This is a genomic window from Caballeronia sp. DA-9 (assembly GCF_051615025.1).
Classification (GTDB): domain Bacteria; phylum Pseudomonadota; class Gammaproteobacteria; order Burkholderiales; family Burkholderiaceae; genus Caballeronia; species Caballeronia sordidicola.
This window is the reverse complement of record NZ_CP195133.1, coordinates 2,207,676-2,225,147: the sequence shown is the minus strand read 5'-3', so window position 1 is coordinate 2,225,147 and position 17,472 is coordinate 2,207,676. Positions and strand designations below refer to the sequence as shown.

Annotated in this window: 12 protein-coding genes; 5 read left to right on the top strand and 7 right to left on the bottom strand. The window is 60.4% G+C overall.

The genetic code is table 11. The annotated features are described in order from the left end of the window. Positions 1 to 16: 16 nt before the first annotated feature. The 4 genes from ACRWA7_RS26370 to ACRWA7_RS26355 form a co-directional block, all read right to left on the bottom strand. Positions 17 to 2,521 carry an acyl-CoA dehydrogenase gene (locus ACRWA7_RS26370; protein WP_438393246.1) on the bottom strand — a complete coding sequence of 835 codons (2,505 nt, stop codon included), beginning with the start codon at positions 2,519 to 2,521 and terminating at the stop codon, positions 17 to 19. A gap of 104 nt (positions 2,522 to 2,625) precedes the next feature. Further along, positions 2,626 to 3,387, bottom strand: coding sequence for a TetR/AcrR family transcriptional regulator (locus ACRWA7_RS26365; RefSeq protein WP_438393244.1), 762 nt, complete (start codon positions 3,385 to 3,387; stop codon positions 2,626 to 2,628). Positions 3,388 to 3,575: 188 nt separating this feature from the next. Further along, positions 3,576 to 4,802, bottom strand: a complete 1,227-nt coding sequence (locus tag ACRWA7_RS26360) for an MFS transporter (RefSeq protein WP_060818957.1) — start codon at positions 4,800 to 4,802, stop codon at positions 3,576 to 3,578. Positions 4,803 to 5,090: 288 nt separating this feature from the next. After that, entirely contained in the window at positions 5,091 to 6,872 is a 1,782-nt protein-coding gene (locus ACRWA7_RS26355) for a chloride channel protein (protein ID WP_438393241.1), read from the bottom strand. Between the two features lie 580 nt (positions 6,873 to 7,452). On the opposite strand from ACRWA7_RS26355, the gene ACRWA7_RS26350 reads away from it, so the two are divergent. Then, positions 7,453 to 8,634 (top strand): HPP family protein, encoded by a 1,182-nt coding sequence (locus ACRWA7_RS26350; RefSeq protein WP_438396789.1) that lies wholly within the window; start codon positions 7,453 to 7,455, stop codon positions 8,632 to 8,634. 58 nt (positions 8,635 to 8,692) lie between these two features. Next, positions 8,693 to 9,115 carry a MarR family winged helix-turn-helix transcriptional regulator gene (locus ACRWA7_RS26345; RefSeq protein WP_060818953.1) on the top strand — a complete coding sequence of 141 codons (423 nt, stop codon included), beginning with the start codon at positions 8,693 to 8,695 and terminating at the stop codon, positions 9,113 to 9,115. Positions 9,116 to 9,159: 44 nt separating this feature from the next. On the opposite strand, the gene ACRWA7_RS26340 is transcribed toward ACRWA7_RS26345, so the two are convergent. Continuing rightward, complete coding sequence (locus ACRWA7_RS26340; RefSeq protein ID WP_438393240.1) at positions 9,160 to 9,690, bottom strand: Lrp/AsnC family transcriptional regulator; 531 nt, start codon at positions 9,688 to 9,690, stop codon at positions 9,160 to 9,162. A gap of 152 nt (positions 9,691 to 9,842) precedes the next feature. Between ACRWA7_RS26340 and mdeB the strand changes: the two genes are divergently transcribed. After that, positions 9,843 to 12,563: an alpha-ketoglutarate dehydrogenase gene (gene mdeB / locus ACRWA7_RS26335; RefSeq protein ID WP_438393238.1), complete on the top strand. Its 2,721-nt coding sequence runs from the start codon at positions 9,843 to 9,845 to the stop codon at positions 12,561 to 12,563. A 153-nt stretch (positions 12,564 to 12,716) separates the two neighbouring features. Here mdeB and ACRWA7_RS26330 read toward each other — a convergent pair whose 3' ends face one another. Next, on the bottom strand, positions 12,717 to 13,466 hold the full coding sequence (locus ACRWA7_RS26330; protein ID WP_438393236.1) for a sulfite exporter TauE/SafE family protein: 750 nt from the start codon (positions 13,464 to 13,466) through the stop codon (positions 12,717 to 12,719). Positions 13,467 to 13,588: 122 nt separating this feature from the next. On the opposite strand from ACRWA7_RS26330, the gene ACRWA7_RS26325 reads away from it, so the two are divergent. Continuing rightward, a complete protein-coding gene (locus ACRWA7_RS26325) occupies positions 13,589 to 14,491 on the top strand; it encodes a LysR substrate-binding domain-containing protein (RefSeq protein WP_438393234.1) in 903 nt (300 codons plus the stop codon). Here ACRWA7_RS26325 and ACRWA7_RS26320 read toward each other — a convergent pair. After that, positions 14,470 to 15,567 (bottom strand): DNA alkylation repair protein, encoded by a 1,098-nt coding sequence (locus tag ACRWA7_RS26320; protein WP_438393233.1) that lies wholly within the window; start codon positions 15,565 to 15,567, stop codon positions 14,470 to 14,472. The genes ACRWA7_RS26325 and ACRWA7_RS26320 overlap by 22 nt on opposite strands. Before the next feature lie 333 nt (positions 15,568 to 15,900). Here ACRWA7_RS26320 and ACRWA7_RS26315 point away from each other — a divergent pair, with 333 nt between their 5' ends. Continuing rightward, positions 15,901 to 17,457 (top strand): methyl-accepting chemotaxis protein, encoded by a 1,557-nt coding sequence (locus ACRWA7_RS26315; RefSeq protein WP_438393232.1) that lies wholly within the window; start codon positions 15,901 to 15,903, stop codon positions 17,455 to 17,457. Positions 17,458 to 17,472 lie beyond the last annotated feature (15 nt).

Sequence of the window (17,472 nt, the reverse complement as noted above, 5' to 3'; positions counted from 1 at the left end):
ACGCCTGTTTGAAGGATCATGCCGGGATATCCTCTGGCTCGTTCGCGAGCGCCTGATGGCGCTTCTGCAACGCATCGAGCATACCGAAATCCGCTCCGAAGTCGTCCACCTTCACGACTTCCGCGCCGTAACGCGCGTAGTCGGAGAGTACCTGAGCTTCATTCGCATCGATCAACCCGCTTGCCTCGCAGGCCGCCGCCCATGCTTTCAGCTCGATCAGGCTTTGGGGCATCGGCGGGATCTTTTTCGATTTCACCGCGTCCCGCAGCTTGTGCTCGATTTGCGCATAGTGCGGGCTCAATGCGAACATCAGCTCGCCGTAACCCATCGGATCGACATTCGCATCGGGCGCATAGGAATCCGCGATCAGGCGTTCGCGTGCTTCGCCGGGCGTGGTCATCAGTTCCGCGATCGAGGTTCCGAGCCGATCACCCGGCACGCGATGCGGCATGCCGAACGGAAACGCGAGCGCACGCACGAAACCGGCGGCGAGCCGGTTCGGATAGTTGGACAGCACGGCGTCGAAAGCGCTTTGCGCCTGATGCAGCGCGTCTTCGACGCCCCATTGAACGAGCGGCAAGTCGGCTTCGGGACGGCCGTCGTCCTCGAAGCGCTTGAGCGTCGCCGAAATCAGATAGAGCTGCGAAAGGATATCGCCGAGTCTTGCCGACAAGCGTTCGCGCCGCTTCAACTCGCTACCGAGCACGAACATGGAAACATCGGCCAGCAAAGCAAAGACCGTCGCCATGCGAGTCGATGCGCGGTAGTAGGGTACGAGGCGCGCATCGGCACGGCGCGGTTTCGCGATCAACGCGCTTGCACCCAGCGCATACACGAAGCTGCGCATCACGTTCGACGCGGTGAAACTCGCGTGGCCGAAGAAGGCGTTATCGAACTCGGCGAGGCCGCGCGCGTGGTCCGTGTTTTGTGTCGCCGCCATTTCCTTGAGCACATACGGATGACAGCGGATCGCACCCTGGCCGAAGATGATGAGGCTGCGCGTGAGGATATTCGCGCCTTCCACCGTGATGGAAATGGGCACTTGCTGATAAGCGCGCGCCAGGAAATTCGACGGTCCCATGCAGATGCCTTTGCCTGCCACCACATCCATGCCGTCGTTGATGACCTTGCGCGCGCGTTCGGTGATGTGATATTTCGCGATCGCGGAAATCACCGACGGTTTCTCGCCCAGGTCGACCGCTTGCGCCGACAGGCGCCGCGCTGCGTCCATTACATACAGATTGCCGCCCATGCGCCCGAGCGCTTCCTGCACGCCTTCAAACTTGCCGATGGCCGTGCGGAACTGGCGGCGCACCGCCGAATAGGCGCCCGTGCCGCGCACCGCGAGCTTGGCCATTCCCACGTTCGACGACGGCAGCGAGATCGCCCGTCCCGCCGCGAGACATTCCATCAGCATGCGCCAGCCATTGCCGACTTGCTCGCGTCCGCCGATCACCCAGTCCATCGGAATGAAAACGTCGCGGCCCCAATTCGGGCCGTTCTGGAACACCGCATTGAGGGGCCAGTGACGCCGCCCGATGTTCACCCCGGGATGACGGGTTGGAATCAGCGCGCAGTTGATGCCGGGTTCGTCGGCGGGACCAAGCAGATGGTCGGGATCGAGCACGCGAAACGCAAGGCCAAGCACCGTCGCAATGGGACCGAGCGTAATGTAGCGTTTTTCCCAGGTCACGCGGAATCCGAGCGTTTCGCGGCCTTCGTGCACGCCGTTGCAAACAATGCCGATATCCGGGATCGCGGCCGCGTCTGATCCCGCGTAGGGACTTGTCAGCGCGAAGCAGGGAATTTCATCGCCACGCGCAAGGCGCGGCAAGTAATGGTTCTTTTGTGCTTGCGTGCCGTAATGCATGAGCAATTCAGCGGGACCCAGCGAGTTCGGCACCATCACCGAGACGGCTGCGGCGGAGCAGCGCGTCGCGAGTTTCATGATGACTTGCGAATGCGCATAAGCGGAGAATTGCTTGCCGCCATATTGCTTCGGAATGATCATGCCGAGAAAGCCCTGCGACTTGATGAACGCCCACGCTTCGGGCGACAGGTCCTGCCAGATTGCGGTCGTCTCCCAGTCGTTCGCAATATCGCAAAGCCGCGTGCATTCCACGTCGATGAATTCGCGTTCTTCCAGCGTCAAGACCGGCGCGCCGGTTGCAAGCAGCGTGTCCCACTCCGGACGTCCCGAGAAAAGCGCAGCGTCCCACCAGACCGTGCCGGCTTCAATGGCGTCGCGTTCGGTCGGCGACATTTGCGGGAGGATCTTGCGAAAGAGATCGAAGATGGATTTCGTTACGAGCGCACGACGCAGCGGCTTGATGGCGAGAACCAGCGCGGGCAGGACGAAGGCAATGGCAAGCAGCGTGGTGACAACAGGTCCTGTGATGCCCGCGAACCAACCCGCTGCGACCCAGATCACGGCCCATGCAAGCCACGCGACTGCGGGCGCCTGCATGTAGATCAACACGCCGCTTACGATGAACAAAGCAACCACGAAGCTGGCAGTCATGACGACCTCTTATGATGATGTCCGATGCGTCAAGTAACGCGGGAATGACGCAGAAACGGTGCGCAATCTCCAGCACATTGTGGACCTGTTACTCGCTATGCGTTTCAGGCCAGCGCGTGCTGCGCCGCAGTATCGCTTTCGAGCGTCTTGCCGGGCGCAGCCTCGCATTCGGCGAACATCGACTGGAACGGACATGGCGCTTTTATCGCGGCCGGGGGCGCCTTGAGCGCCGCCACCATGATGAGCGCGAGGCGTCCTATGAGTTGCGGATCGTTCAGACGCTGCCCTTGTGTGAAGTCATCGATCAGGCTGTTTGTATCCGCGCCCGCGAGAATGCCCGAAAGCGATCCAATGCAGAAGTGCAGCCGCCATCCGAGTTCTTCGCGGGGCAAGTGTGGCAGCACGGTCTGAAAGGCCACGAAAAATCGTTCGGCGATGTCCGTGTACATGCTGCGAAGAAAACCGCGAATGAATGGCGACGGGTCCGTGTATGCGCGCCCGAGAAGGCGCAACAATGCGGGGCCGCTTTTCTCGGGGCAACGCGACTGCTGTAGCGCGGGGATAAACATCGCGCCGAGAACATGCTCGCAGGTGAGGTGCGCGCCGTGTATCGACTGGAAGCGTTCGAGCAGTGCCAGTCGGTTGGCGTTGAGGTCGTCGAGACGGCGTGTCAGCATGGCGTGGATCAACGCGTCCTTGCCGCCAAAATGATAGTTGACTGCCGCGAGGTTGGCGTTCGCGCGCGCCGTGATCTGACGCAAGGACATGGCCTCGTAGCCCGAATCGATGTATTGGGCTTCGGCGGCGTCGAGCAGTCGGGTCTTGGTATCGGCCGGCCGGCTAGGCGGGATGGAACGGTTAGGCAATGGCGTCTCCGGATTGTATGCCTCTGATTAAAACGGGCGTTTAACCGAAGATAAAAACGTTTGTCCGGATCGACAAGCCATTTAATGGAGCGCGCTCTCTAGAAAGAGAACGATCGTGCGCCTAAAACTCTCAGGAAATGTATGACCAGAACGGGGCGCCGAGTGGCGCCCCGAGAAAGTTGCAAGGATTATGCGGACGCCCGGGCGGCGACCTGCTCGGCGGATTCGGTCATGTCGATACCGCGCCGTTCCCGGCTGAAGAAAATCAACGCGGCAATCACCACGGCCACCGTACCGCCGACCAGCGCCATTGCGAGCCCGTAGTTATCGCCGTTCTTGACCGCAATCGACGCCTGCATGGTCGCGTTGACCGAAGCCAGCAAATTCCCGAGTTGATAAATAAGCCCGGGGAAGGTGGCGCGGATTTCGTCGGGCGAGATTTCATTGAGGTGAACGGGGATGACGCCCCACGCGCCTTGTACCGATATCTGCATGAGAAATGCGCCGGCTGCGAGCGCGACCGGACCGCTTGAAAATGCCCACAGCGGCAATACCGGCAACGCGATCAACGCGGCAATGAAGATTGCCCATCGACGCCCGATTTTTTCGGACATCGACCCGAAAAACAGGCCGCCGCAAATTGCGCCGATATTCAGCACGATCGTAATAAGCGAAACCGTGTGGGGGTCAAAATGATGCTGCTCGCGCAAGAAAGTCGGATACAGATCCTGAGTGCCGTGCGAAAAGAAATTGAATGCCGTCATTAGAATGATGGCATACACGGACAACTGCCAGTTCTGCTTGAGCGTCTTGAGCAAACCGGGCCGCGGCCGCTTCTCCATGGCTTTCCAGGCGGGCGATTCAGGTACATGCGCACGCACATACAACACCAGCAGCGCAGGCGCGACGCCGATAAAAAACATTCCGCGCCAGCCAACGTACTGATATGCAACGCCGAACACAATGGAAGCAAGCAGATAACCGCTCGGATATCCGGCCTGCAAAAGGCCGGATACGAATCCGCGTGCTTTGGTCGGCACGGTTTCCATGGTGAGCGCGGAGCCGACGCCCCATTCGCCGCCCATTGCAATACCGAACAGCGAGCGCAACACCAGCAGCGTGAAAAGATTCGGCGAGAAGCCGGACAGCAGCTCAAGCAACGAATAGATCGCGATGTTGATCATCAGCGTTGGGCGACGGCCGAATTTATCGGCGAGACGCCCGAAGATCAATGCTCCGATTGGGCGCATTGCAAGTGTCAAAGTAATTGCAAACGCGACCTCCGGGATTTTGGTATTAAACTCGGCGGCGATATCCTTCAATATGAAAACCATCAGAAAGAAATCGAAGGCGTCCAGTGTCCAGCCAAGATAGGCCGCTATGGTCACGTTCCTTTGTTCTCGCGTCCAGCTCATTGCCGTATTCCCCTTGTTTCGCGTATCTAATTAAAAGAACGACGAGGCCGTGGTCTCCTTTGCGCCGCGCCACATAAGGCGCCCGGCTTGCGTCGGCACGAAAGAGTGTACGCCGCTGTTTAAGCGGATGCTTGAAACGATCAGCCGGATTGGTATTAACCCCGGTAGGTTCATGCGTGGAATGCATCGTTAGCCAATCGAATGGCTTTCGACGCATTTTCCAGATTAAATATAATGAAAGTATTTTGAATCTGTTTTGTATTAATTAAATGACTTCAGGAGGCGTGTTCACTTTGCGGGTGCAACGGATTTATTCCGCCCAATACCAATCCGGCGAAAACGCTCGTGCCGCCGTTCTTCGTTAAAGATCGACCACGACGGCTTGACCAGATCGTGGCGGGTCACAATGCCTATGAGCCGCAGGTTTTTCGCATCGGCTACAACGGGAACGCGATCGAGCGAATGCGCTGCAAGGCGCGCCGCAACGGCGCGGCAGGTTTCATCGGGCAACGCGAAGTGCGGAGCGCACTCGCCGAACGGATCGCCAAACACATCGCCAACCAGCGCATGCGGCGTTTTTTCATGCGCCGCGCCGAGTGTATGCCGATCCAGCACGCCAAGCAGTACGCCACCGCGAACGGCAGGGTAGGCACGGTGGTCTTGCTGCGATCCAAACTGCTGCGCGAGGACGTCGGCCAGGCTTTGGTTGGCGTCGATCGTTTGTACATTGGACGACATGACTTCATCGACATGATGGCGTTCGAGCGGATCGATGCCGTATTCGCAATACGTATGACGTCCGCGTCGCGAGATCTTCTCGGTCAGGATCGAGCGCCGCATGAACAGCACAGTGAAGCCGTATGAAACCGCTGCAGCGGTCAGCACCGGCAATAGCGCGTTGGTGTCGTGCGTGAGTTCGAAAGCGAAGATCACGGCGGTCATAGGCGCTCGCATCATGCCGCCGAGCATGGCCGCCATGAAGATCAGCGGCCATACACCGGGAGCGCCGCCAGGCATGGCAGGACCGAGCAACGCGCCGACGCCCGCGCCCATCATCAGGAGCGGCGCGAGTACGCCACCGGATGTGCCCGAACCCAGCGCGATGACCCAGATAACGGCTTTCACCAAGACGATGGTGAGCACGACACCGGCCGCGAGATGGCCGAGCAGGATGTCGCCCATCACGTCATAACCAACACCGAGTGCACGCGGCTGGAAATAGCCGCCGATCCCGACCGCGAGGCCGCCAAGCGCGGGCCACCACATCCAGTGAACGGGTAGTCGATGAAACCAGTCCTCCACCTTGTAGAGCGAACTGGAAAGCAGCCATGCAAGCGCGCCCGTCACGATTCCCGCAAAGGCGCAAGACAGCAGGCCTAGCGTTCCAAGCGGTTGCGTCTGCAAGGGAAACAACGCGCCGCTCGCGATCAGCAAGGGCCGCGCGAAACCGGCTACCGCGCATGCCACGGCGACGGGCAGCAAGCTGCGTGGCCGCAACTCGAACAACAGCAGTTCGACGGCGAGCAAAACGGAGGCCACCGGCGATCCGAATACCGCAGTCATGCCGGCGACGGCGCCCGCGACCAGCAGCGTCTTGCGCTCGCCGCTCGACAGGTGAAAGAACTGCGCGATAAACGATCCGATTGCGCCGCCCGTCATGATGATTGGGCCTTCCGCGCCGAACGGGCCGCCGCTGCCAATCGCAATGCCTGACGCCAGTGGTTTGAGTACGGCTACTTTCGGCGACATCTTGCTCTTGCCGAAGAGGATCGCTTCTATGGCCTCGGGAATGCCGTGGCCGCGAACCTGCTCCGACCCAAGGCGCGCAATCAGGCCGACAATCAAGCCGCCTATCACCGGGATGACGATCACCCATAGACCGAGCGTGTTATCCGAAGGAGAATGGTCCGCGATCGACAGCGTTTGATAGAAGAACAGATTAGTGAAAAAGCGGATTACATGGAGCAGGAAATCCGCCGCTAGCGTACTCAGGACGCCGACGACCGCCGCGATAGCCGTGATGCGGAGAAGCCGGACATCGGTAGCAAAGTCTCCTTTTGCCGTATTCATGTTGACGTCGATCCTGACATTGAAGTAACGAGGCATGGCGAGCGGACAGCGTTCGGCTGGAGTCGAACGGCATTGTCATCTTTTGTGCCGGAAGCAAAAACTATATCATTTCGTGATGTATTTTCGCTTTCATACTTTATGTCCCTATCCCACTTGATAATGTATTGCGTTGCGTTTTTTCCGCGAAAAAGCATGATGCGTCGGGGTTGCCACAGATCAGCGAGCCCGGCTCTCTTCAGGACAAGGGCGCAATAGGGTGAATTCCAGGATCAGCAAATAAAACGCAGTACAGGTCGCTCGAATTCACACGATACGAAGGTTTTCCCTGATCGGGAAAGTATGCGGACTGCTGACAAATCGTCGGTATGTGATATATTAGGCACTGGTTCGGGGCTTCTCTGAACGAGAATATTCACCTTCCATACGCATGCAACGCCATCAATAGGCGTTTCGCACTGCAGCATGAGGAGACGGATTTGTATATCACAATCGAACATAATGACTGCGATCGGCTCCAGACTGAAACAGTTCTGTACCTCGCGAATACGGCTTGTTTCCCCTAACGCGCGCGCACTTGATTTTGTCCAGATCTGCCATAGGCCATTGGCTCCGGGGTTTCATGCCGGGTCCCATCACGATCAAATGGCCCGAACGGTTTCGCTCATGCCTGGGTGCATTGATCGGGATCGCGTTCACCGGGTCGGCAATACATCTCCTGCCCGGATCGGCGTCGGCGATTCCGTTTCTGGTTGCGCCCATGGGCGCTTCCGCGGTCCTGCTTTTCGCGGTTCCCGCCAGTCCTCTTGCGCAACCGTGGTCCATCATCGGCGGCAATCTCGTGTCGGCAACCGTGGGCGTTGCGTGCGCGGCGCTGATCGCCAATCCTGTGTGCGCTGCCGCATTCGCCGTCGCGCTCGCCATCGGCTTCATGTTCGCGCTCAGGTGTGTGCATCCTCCATCGGGCGCGGTTGCATTGACCGCAGTGCTTGGCGGCCCCGCCGTGCATGCGATGGGCTTTGGATTCGTGATCGCTCCTATCGCGTTCCAGTCGGGCGCGCTGCTGGCCGCGGCCATCGTGTATCACGCGGTGACCGGGCATCGCTATCCGCATGCGGTGCATCACGCGCCAGCGCCGGATGAAAACGCGGCGGCGCGAACATCGAGTCCAGGCATTACGCGTGCCGATATTCAAGCCGTGCTCGATCGCCGCGACGAACTTCTGGACATCGACCCGGACGATCTCGAATCGCTGATGCGCGACACGCAAATGCTCGCGTACGCACGCACGTTTCGCGATCTGGCGTGCGCGGACATCATGTCGACGCCCGTTGTCACGGTGGCGGCGTCCGAGCTCGCGACGTCCGCCCGGGACCTGCTCAAACGCCATGACGTCAAGGCGCTGCCCGTCACGGACGATGCTCAACGCGTAATCGGCATCGTGACGCGCTCGGATTTGATGGACAAGTACAGCGCGGCCACAGGATTCGAAGTATCGAGCATCACGCCGCGCTGGTTGAAACGCAGCACGGGTCCCGTGCCTTCGGTGCGCTCACTGATGAGCAGCCATGTTCGCACCGTTGATGCGAGCGCGACCATTGCCGATCTGGTGCCGATCTTCGCGACCTACGGGCACCACCACATTCCCGTGCTCAACGCCGACAAAAAGCTTGCTGGAATGATCACGCAATCGGACTTGCTCGCTGGCTTGTATCGGCAGGCTCATGTCGAGCAACTGCGCACGAGGGAGACGGCCGCGGGATAACAAGGATCGGGCAGCGAGTCCTGCTATATTTTCGTTTTCACTGCGCGACGGATCTTCGATGACAGAACGGACTCGCCGGACTCGCGGCCTGGTCAAAGCCGACTTCGAGCAGTTATCGGAATTTCGCTATCAGATGCGCCGCTTCGAGCGGTTTTCGGAGCAAGCCGCGCAGAGCGAAGGCATCACGCCGTTGCAGTACTTGCTGCTGCTTCACATCAAGGGTTATCCGGAGCGCGAGTGGGCGACCATCGGCGAGCTTGCCGAGCGGCTTCAGGCGCAACACCACGGCGTGGTCGCGCTCGTCTCCCGCTGCGAAGCGCTGAATCTGGTCAGGCGAAAAGTGAGCGAGAGCGACCGTCGTCAGGTTGAAGTACATCTGCAGAAGACGGGGGAGAAATTGCTTGCGCGTCTGGCCGAACTGCATCGAGCGGAACTGCGGTCACTGACGAGTTCGTTTCGTGTTCCGCAGATCGACTTGTGATTGTGTGAGCTTCAGCACGCGGTTTTTATAATCCCTTATAACCGCTAGCTCCATTCTGTGTCGGCGCTTGCATCGGGTTCCGGCAGCGTCATTCCCGACGAAGGCAACGGCAACGCCGTCTTGTAGCGCACCTGCTTGAGCGCAAAGCTCGATCGAATGTTCGATACCCCCGGAATCTTCGTCAACCGCTCCACGATAAAACGCTGCAGCGCCTGAATGTCCGGCACCATCACGCGCAGCAGATAGTCGGCATCGCCTGTCATGAGGTAGCACTCCATGACTTCGGGCCGTTCGCTGATTGCTTCCTCGAAACCGCTCAACGCATCTTCGTCCTGCTTGGCGAGGCTCACCTGAATGAACACGTTGATGCGCAGGCCGAGCAGCTCGGGGTTCAGCAACGTCACCTGCTGTTTGAAAAGCCCGAGTTTTTCGAGCGCGCGCACGCGGTTGAAGCACGGCGTTTGCGACAGGTTCACCGCCTGCGCCAGTTCCGCGTTCGTGATGCGGGCGTTCTGCTGCAACTGATTCAAGATCCCGATATCGATGCGGTCCAGCCGTTTAGGTGATGTCGTCATAACTCGAATATTCTGGAAAAGTGGAGCGGCGCAGAATAAATACACTATCCGCATAGCGGATGAAAAGCAATTCAGAGGCACATTCTGCGCGGCGCCAGATAAGCTGTGGTCACAAGCAGCGAAGTATCTCCATCCAGACGCGGAGTTTTGCCATGACCGATTTATCCAGCGGAAGCGAACAGATCATTTCCTTATCGCGAGGTCGCCAAGATAGCGATCCGGCTGAAACCGCCGAATGGCTGGAGGCGCTGGATGCGGTTACGGAACACGTCGGCCGGGATCGCGCGCAGTATTTGTATGACCGGCTGGCAGAGCATGCTTTGTCACTCGGAATCGAGTCATCGCGCGCGCGGGTCACGCCTTACACCAACAGCATTGCGCCAGCCGACGAGCAGCGTTATCCGGGCAACCTGGAAATAGAAGAAAGACTCGCTGCGGCGTTGCGATGGAATGCGCTCGCCATGGTCGTGCGCGCGAACAAGGCATATGGCGAGCTTGGCGGACACATTGCGAGTTATGCATCGGCGGCCGATCTGTTCGAAGTCGGCTTCAACCATTTCTTTCGCGCCGCCGCGCCCGATGCCGGTGAAGGCACAGGCGGCGATCTCGTGTACTTCCAGCCGCATTCATCGCCGGGCGTTTATGCGCGCGCGTATCTGGAAGGCTTCCTGAGCGAGGCGCATCTGGAGCACTATCGGCGGGAAATTGCGGGGCCAGGATTGTGCTCGTACCCGCATCCGTGGCTCATGCCGGACTTCTGGCAGTTCCCGACCGGCTCCATGGGCATTGGTCCGATCAACTCGATCTACCAGGCGCGTTTCATGCGCTATTTACACAACCGCGGCCTCGCTGCGACGCAGGACAGAAAAGTGTGGGGCTTCTTCGGCGACGGAGAAATGGACGAGCCCGAGTCCATCGGCGCATTGTCATTGGCCGCACGCGAACAGCTCGACAATCTGGTCTTCGTGATTAACTGTAACCTGCAGCGGCTCGACGGGCCGGTGCGCAGCAACGGGCGCATCATCGACGAACTCGAGGCGCAGTTTGTCGGTGCGGGCTGGAACGTGATCAAGGTGCTGTGGGGATCGGACTGGGACGCGCTGTTCGCGCGCGACCAGAGCAATGCGTTGTTGCGCGCGTTCGCGCATACCGTCGACGGCCAGTTCCAGACCTTTTCCGCGAACGACGGCGCGTACAACCGCGAACGTTTCTTCGGCCAGAATCCGGAGCTTGCCGCGTTGGCATCGCGCTTGAGCGACGAAGACATCGACCGCCTGCGCCGTGGCGGCCACGACGTGCGCAAGCTCCACGCGGCCTATGCCAAGGCGCTCGCACACAGCGGCCAGCCGACGGTGATCCTCGCCAAGACCATGAAGGGCTTCGGCATGGGCACGTCGGGCCAGGGGCGCATGACGACGCATCAGCAAAAGAAGCTTGGTTTCGAGGACCTCAAGGCGTTCCGCGATCGTTTTCGTTTGCCGCTTTCCGACGCGGATGTCGAGGCGGTGAAGTTCTACAAGCCCGCCAGCGATAGTCCCGAGATGCAGTATCTCCATGCGCGCCGTGAAGCGCTTGGCGGATATTTGCCGCGACGGCGCAGGGTTGCATCGAAGGGATTGGTCGTACCTTCCATCTCAGGCTGGGGACAATTCGCGCTCGACGCCGCCGGCAAGGAAATGTCGACCACCATGGCGATCGTGCGCATGTTCGGCAGCCTGATGAAAGACTCCTCGCTGGGTTCGCGCGTGGTGCCGGTCGTCGCCGACGAGGCCCGCACCTTCGGCATGGCGAACATGTTCCGGCAGGTCGGCATCTACTCGCCGCTCGGTCAGTTGTACGAGCCGGAAGACCTCGGTTCCATGCTCTATTACCGCGAAGACACCAAGGGGCAGATCCTGGAGGAGGGCATCTCGGAGGCGGGTGCGATGTCATCGTGGATTGCAGCGGCGACGTCCTACAGCGTGCACGACCTGCCCATGCTGCCGTTCTATATCTATTACTCCATGTTCGGCTTTCAGCGCATTGGCGACATCATCTGGGCGGCGGCCGATCAGCGCGCGCGGGGTTTCCTGATCGGCGCGACAGCGGGCAAGACCACGCTCGGCGGCGAAGGATTGCAGCATCAGGACGGCAGCAGCCATCTGGTGGCATCGACCATACCCAACTGCCGCGCCTACGATCCCGCGTTCGCCTATGAACTTGTCGCGATCGTCGACGAAGGCATGCGCGAGATGCTCGAACGCCAGCACGACGTTTTCTACTACATCACCGCGATGAACGAGAACTACGCGCAGCCATCGGTGCCGGGCGGCGATCTTGCCCTCGTGCGCGAGGGCATTCTCAAGGGCATGTATCCGCTCGCGGCCAAACCGGATCAAGCCGCGCAAGTGCAACTGCTTGGCGCGGGTGCGATCCTTGGCGAAGTGATCGCTGCGCAGCGGATGTTGCGCGAGGACTGGGGCATTGAGTCAGCGGTATGGAGCGTGACGAGCTTCACCGAGTTGCAGCGCGACGGCATGGCGGCCGAACGCCTCGCGCGCCTTGGCGAGGACGCGCCGGTTCCTTATGTGAACATGGCGCTGGGTTCGTCGCGCGGTCCGGTGATCGCCGCGACCGACTACGTGCGTGCCGTGCCGGAACTGATTCGCGCATATGTGCCGCGACGCTACGTGGCGCTCGGCACCGACGGTTTTGGCCGTAGCGACACACGCCAGGCGCTACGTGAGTTCTTCGAAGTGGATCGTGCGTCGATTGTGCTTGCCGCGCTCAAGGCGTTGGCCGACGAGGGCGAGATCGAGATGCAGGTCGTCCGCGCGGCTTCGCGGAAATATGGCAAGGCCGGGAACGATCAGGCCGCGCCCTGGCAACGTTAATTGTGCGGCGGGGTGCCCAACTCCGTTTATCGACGCCGGTCCAGCAGCGCGCGAAGGTTCACAACGAGGCTCACCAGGACAGCCAGCGCGCCGAGTGTTTCGAGTAGCGGAGATAACATCGCGTTGGATCTCCTGATGATTCGGTGGTCCCGGTTAAATCAAATGCCGCAAGAGCAATTGAAGACCCAGCGCGAGCAGGCAGATAAAAAACCATTGGCGAAAGGTCGCGGGACTGATGCGCTCGCGAACATGCTGCCCGATCCACATGCCAAGCAACGCGGGAACCACGGCAAGCAGCGAGTGGTTGACGTCCCCGATTGCGAATGCATTTTCGCGCGCGAGTCCGATTGCAAGGGCCACCGTCGATACCGTAAATGATAGGCCGAGCGCCTGCACCAGATCCTCTTTTTTCAGATCCAGAGCCTGCAGATAAGGGACTGCCGGCACGACAAACACGCCCGTCCCGCCGGTGATCAGGCCGGTGACAATGCCCACGGCAGGCGAGAGCCGCCGTTCATATTCTGTCTTTACTGCGAAGCGCCACGCGAACAATCCGGACATGGCGTAAAGCGTCAGCGCCGCTCCCAGTCCCGTCACGGCCCACGTTCCGCCGCTGCCCGCAATGAATGACGCCGCGCCAATCGTGCCCGCCACAATGCCTGCCATCATCGGCCAGAAACGTTTTGCCAGCGCGATCACGCCGGGACCCGCAAACAATTGCCACACGTTCGTGATCAGGGACGGCAGGATCAGGAGCGTGGCCGCCTGCGCGGGCAGCATCAACGTGCCGAGCACGCCCATGGCGACGGTCGGCAGGCCCATGCCCGTGACGCCCTTGACGGTGCCGGCGATCAGGAACGTGAGCCCGATGATGGCGACATGCGCTGCAGCAGGAGAGGTCATCGGCGGCGACTGGAAGGTTCAATCGACGTCATTCTGCCGGGATCGCGGCGGATCACAATGCGGATGATATGTACTGTGCCTTAGGGTATAACTAAGGCTCGTCAAACATAACGTTCCTGCCGATGCGCTTCGATCTCGTCGACCTGCGGCTCTTTCTCTACATCCTGGAAACAGGCAGCATCACGCATGGCGCGGCGCAGGCGAACATGTCGCTGCCGTCCGCGAGTGCGCGGCTGAGAGGCATGGAAGACGCGTTGGGCATGCCGCTGCTCGAGCGCGGGCGGCGCGGTGTGGAGACCACGCCGGCCGGCGATACGCTCGCGCATCATGCGCGCCTCGTGCTCGCGCAGATCGAGCGCATGCAAGGCGAGCTGGGCGAGCATTCCGAGGCGCGCAAGACGCGCATTCGTCTATGGGCGAACACCGCGGCGGTCACCGAATTCCTGCCGCGTCCGCTGGCCGAGTTTCTTCGCGACCACCCGAACGTTCATATCGACATGAAGGAGCGGCAGAGCGCCGAGACCGTCAAGGCGGTGCTTAACGGATCGGCGGAAATCGGTATCGTGGCCGATGCCGTGGAGCATGGCGCACTGCAGGCGTTTGCGTTCGCAACTGACCGGCTCGTGCTGATCGTCGCGCGCGATCATGCGTTGAGCGGACGGCGAAAAGTGGCGCTCAAGGACGTGCTAGGCGAGGCATTTATTGGCCTGAGCGCGGGTAGCGCACTCTCGGAATATCTTGGCGAGCAGGCGCTGTTCGCGGGACAGAACTTCTATTTTCGTGCCCGCATGAGGACCTTCGAGAATGTCTGCTGCATGGTCGAGCATGGAGCCGGAATCGCGATCGTTCCTGTCACCGCGGCGCGGCGCTACAGGGGAACGCTGGGCATTCGGATCGTGGAACTGACGGATCGATGGGCCCCGCGCCAGTTGCTGATTGTCGTGCGTGATCTGGACGCGCTCCAGCGGCCCGAAAGGGCGCTGGTGGACGGCCTGATTCAGGCTCAGCAACTCAAATCGAAATAGCCCTTCGCCAGGCACACGCCATTTACCAGGATTTCCACGTCATGCCGTCCCGCGTAATGCACGCGTGTGGTGAAGTCACGGATGTTCTGCGTGCGTTCTATTGAAACGCGCGCGCCGCCTGCAAGCGTCAGCTCCTTGAGCTTGAAAACCTTCGCTGCGGTCGCGCCTGATTTTTTCACGTAGTGCATGCGGTAGTCGATCACGAGCCGTTGGCTCTCCTCGCTCTTCGACGCAAGATCGAACGACAAGATGATGCGTTCGCCAAGCGCAACCCGAGACGGCGAAACGGCGAACTTGCTCAGCCTGACGTCCGGTGCGCCACCCGCGCCGATCAACGCCAGCGCGCGGCCGTTGCCTTCCTTGATCAGCGAGCGCAACGCACGTTTCGCGATCCACGCCGTATGCGGGTTATCGATGGGCCACGTTGTCAGCCGGTCCAGCACCCAGTCGGGATGAACCTTGGTTACGTCGTTGAGATGATTGGCGACGGACTTGCGCACGTAGAGGCTTGGGTCCGCGCGCAGGTTCTCGAGTATGGGCGCCGTGAGCGCGGGATCGGCCATGATGGCGTCGAGCCGGAACGACCACGGCAGGCGCGGACGCGAGCCTTCGCTTGCGAGCCGGCGCACTGCGTCGCTTTCGTCGCGCGACCAGACTTTCATGATGGCGAGCGCCCGCTTCAGGTCGTGGCGAAGGAACTCGCGAACGGCGAACTCCGATGAACCAAAGCCAGTGAAGTACTTGAGCGCGTCCATGGAAAGTTCGAAGTGATCCTGGCCGTACTGACCCACGTAGTCGGGAAGAACCAGCGTCGAAAATCCCGGTTTCATGGTCGGTGCGAGCGCGCGAAGAATGTCGAGCGCTTGCGTGTATTCGCCGGGAAGCGTCGCTCGCAGCGCATGCGTCATGCGGCGAAGGCGCTGCATGAGGCTCAAGGTTTCCATGTCCGCGAGCGCGAGCTTCAAGAAGCGCCGGGTATCGAACGCGGGATACACCGCTTTCACCTCGCGTGCAGCCTGCCGGAAGCGGGCTTCGTTGAATATCTCCTTGAGCGCCGGGTTTTCGGTGTCCGTCATCTTTAGTGTTGTCGTTCTAAGGGAAAAGGCGTTTTGGGGGCCGGATGATTCTTTCGGCGGGACTGCAAAGCATAGCCTCAACGCGGGTCAATGCCTCAAGTATGGCTTTGGATCGCCGTTAACAAGCTGTCACCCTTGCGCTGCAATCTCATCCTCGATCAATCGACGCCGCTTCCAGCGAAAACGTTTCGCTTTCCCACGCTCATCGACCTGCATCGCGTTGCGTTTGCCACGGCAAATCGCGCTCGCTGGCTGCGTTTTCCGGGTTCATCGATCGAAAGAGCGGGATGCACGCGGACAACTTCGAATACCTCGTTTTATAGAGTCGTCAAAATGCTCAAGAAAGTAAGTGTTGCAACCGGCCTGCTGTTCGTGCTCGCCGTGTTCTGCCTGTTCCAGGTCCTGACGGAAGGCCTGGGTTTCTGGTCTCTCACATCCACTCACGACGATGTCAGCAATCTTTCGAACATCGCGCTCAGGCAGGTCAACTCGGTCAACGAAACCACGCAGCGCCTGATGGATGCGCGCATCAACCTCTCGCGCGCGGGCACGCGCATGGTTCGTGGCGGCACAGAGCCGGTCGAGATCGTCCAGCACGCGCGCGAGCAACTTGCGCTTGCTGACAAGTCGTTCAGCGCCTTTCTCAGCGCACCGAAGACCGGCGATGAAAACCAGGCGCACGCCGCCGCGTTACAGGAAAAATTCAAGGCCTATCACGGCGCGCTGACCGAACTTGCCCAGTTTCTCGACAGCAACAATATCCAGGCTTTCCTCGATCAGCCAACGCAAGGTTTCCAGGACCGATACCTCGGCGAGCAACGCATTTTCGCCAATTTTAGCGACGCCGCGAGCCAGTCGTATCTGGATTCCATCGACGCACGCCTGAACCTCTTCCGAGGCGTCGGACTGGCGATTTTCGTGGCGCTGGTGATCGGTGTCGTACTTGTTCACATTGGCTTGCGCCGGGGCGTGATCGCGCCGCTCGAGGAAGCAGGCCGCCACTTCGAGCGGATCGCCGAGGGCAAGCTCGACGAGCGCATTGCCGAGCGCGGCAGCAACGAGATCGGCCGCCTGTTCGCCGGCCTTGCCGCGATGCAATCGAGCGTCGCGCACACCGTGAGGACCGTGCGCGAGTCGTCCGATTCCATCAACCTGGGTGCCGATGAAATCGCCACCGGCAACGCCGATCTGTCGGCTCGCACGGAGAATCAGGCGGCGTCGCTTGAAGAAACGGCGTCGAGCATGGAGGAACTGACGGCCACGGTGCGGCAGAACGCGGAGCATGCACGCGACGCCAACAGTCTCGCCGGCGATGCATTGACCGCGACCTCGCGAGGCACCGGCGTGGTCGATCAGGTCGTCGAAAAGATGAACAGCATTGCGAAGAGTTCGGACAAGATCGCTGAGATCATCTCAGTCATCGACGGCATTGCGTTCCAGACCAACATCCTCGCGCTGAACGCGGCGGTCGAAGCGGCGCGGGCGGGCGAACAGGGGCGCGGTTTTGCCGTCGTCGCAAGCGAGGTGCGCGGGCTTGCGCAACGCAGCGCGCAGTCGGCGAAGGAGATCAAGGCGTTGATCGGCGAATCGGTTTCGCAAGTGAACGATGGCTCGGCGCTGGCCGAACGCGCCGGCGAGGCGATGCGCGACGTATCCGCATCGATCTCGCGGCTCACGCAAATGATGGCCGAGATCAGCGCTTCATCGCTCGAACAGAGCACGGGTATCGAGCAGGTGAATCAGGCCGTCGTGCAGATGGATGAAATGACGCAGCAGAACGCGGCGCTGGTGGAGCAGGCGGCCGCGGCGGCAACTTCGCTGCATGAGCAGACGCGCCACCTGAAAGCGGCAGTATCGGTGTTCAGGATTGGGGAGCAGGCGCGCGCTTGATCCGGGACGCGACGT

What these genes read in the sequence shown, in the direction of transcription:
- ACRWA7_RS26370 (WP_438393246.1), bottom strand. Translation starts at nt 2,521, where the DNA reads ATGACTGCCAGCTTCGTGGTTGCTTTGTTCATCGTAAGCGGCGTGTTG.
- ACRWA7_RS26360 (WP_060818957.1), bottom strand. Translation starts at nt 4,802, where the DNA reads ATGAGCTGGACGCGAGAACAAAGGAACGTGACCATAGCGGCCTATCTT.
- ACRWA7_RS26355 (WP_438393241.1), bottom strand. Translation starts at nt 6,872, where the DNA reads ATGAATACGGCAAAAGGAGACTTTGCTACCGATGTCCGGCTTCTCCGC.
- ACRWA7_RS26345 (WP_060818953.1), top strand. Translation starts at nt 8,693, where the DNA reads ATGACAGAACGGACTCGCCGGACTCGCGGCCTGGTCAAAGCCGACTTC.
- ACRWA7_RS26340 (WP_438393240.1), bottom strand. Translation starts at nt 9,690, where the DNA reads ATGACGACATCACCTAAACGGCTGGACCGCATCGATATCGGGATCTTG.
- mdeB (WP_438393238.1), top strand. Translation starts at nt 9,843, where the DNA reads ATGACCGATTTATCCAGCGGAAGCGAACAGATCATTTCCTTATCGCGA.
- ACRWA7_RS26330 (WP_438393236.1), bottom strand. Translation starts at nt 13,466, where the DNA reads ATGACCTCTCCTGCTGCAGCGCATGTCGCCATCATCGGGCTCACGTTC.
- ACRWA7_RS26325 (WP_438393234.1), top strand. Translation starts at nt 13,589, where the DNA reads ATGCGCTTCGATCTCGTCGACCTGCGGCTCTTTCTCTACATCCTGGAA.
- ACRWA7_RS26320 (WP_438393233.1), bottom strand. Translation starts at nt 15,567, where the DNA reads ATGACGGACACCGAAAACCCGGCGCTCAAGGAGATATTCAACGAAGCC.
- ACRWA7_RS26315 (WP_438393232.1), top strand. Translation starts at nt 15,901, where the DNA reads ATGCTCAAGAAAGTAAGTGTTGCAACCGGCCTGCTGTTCGTGCTCGCC.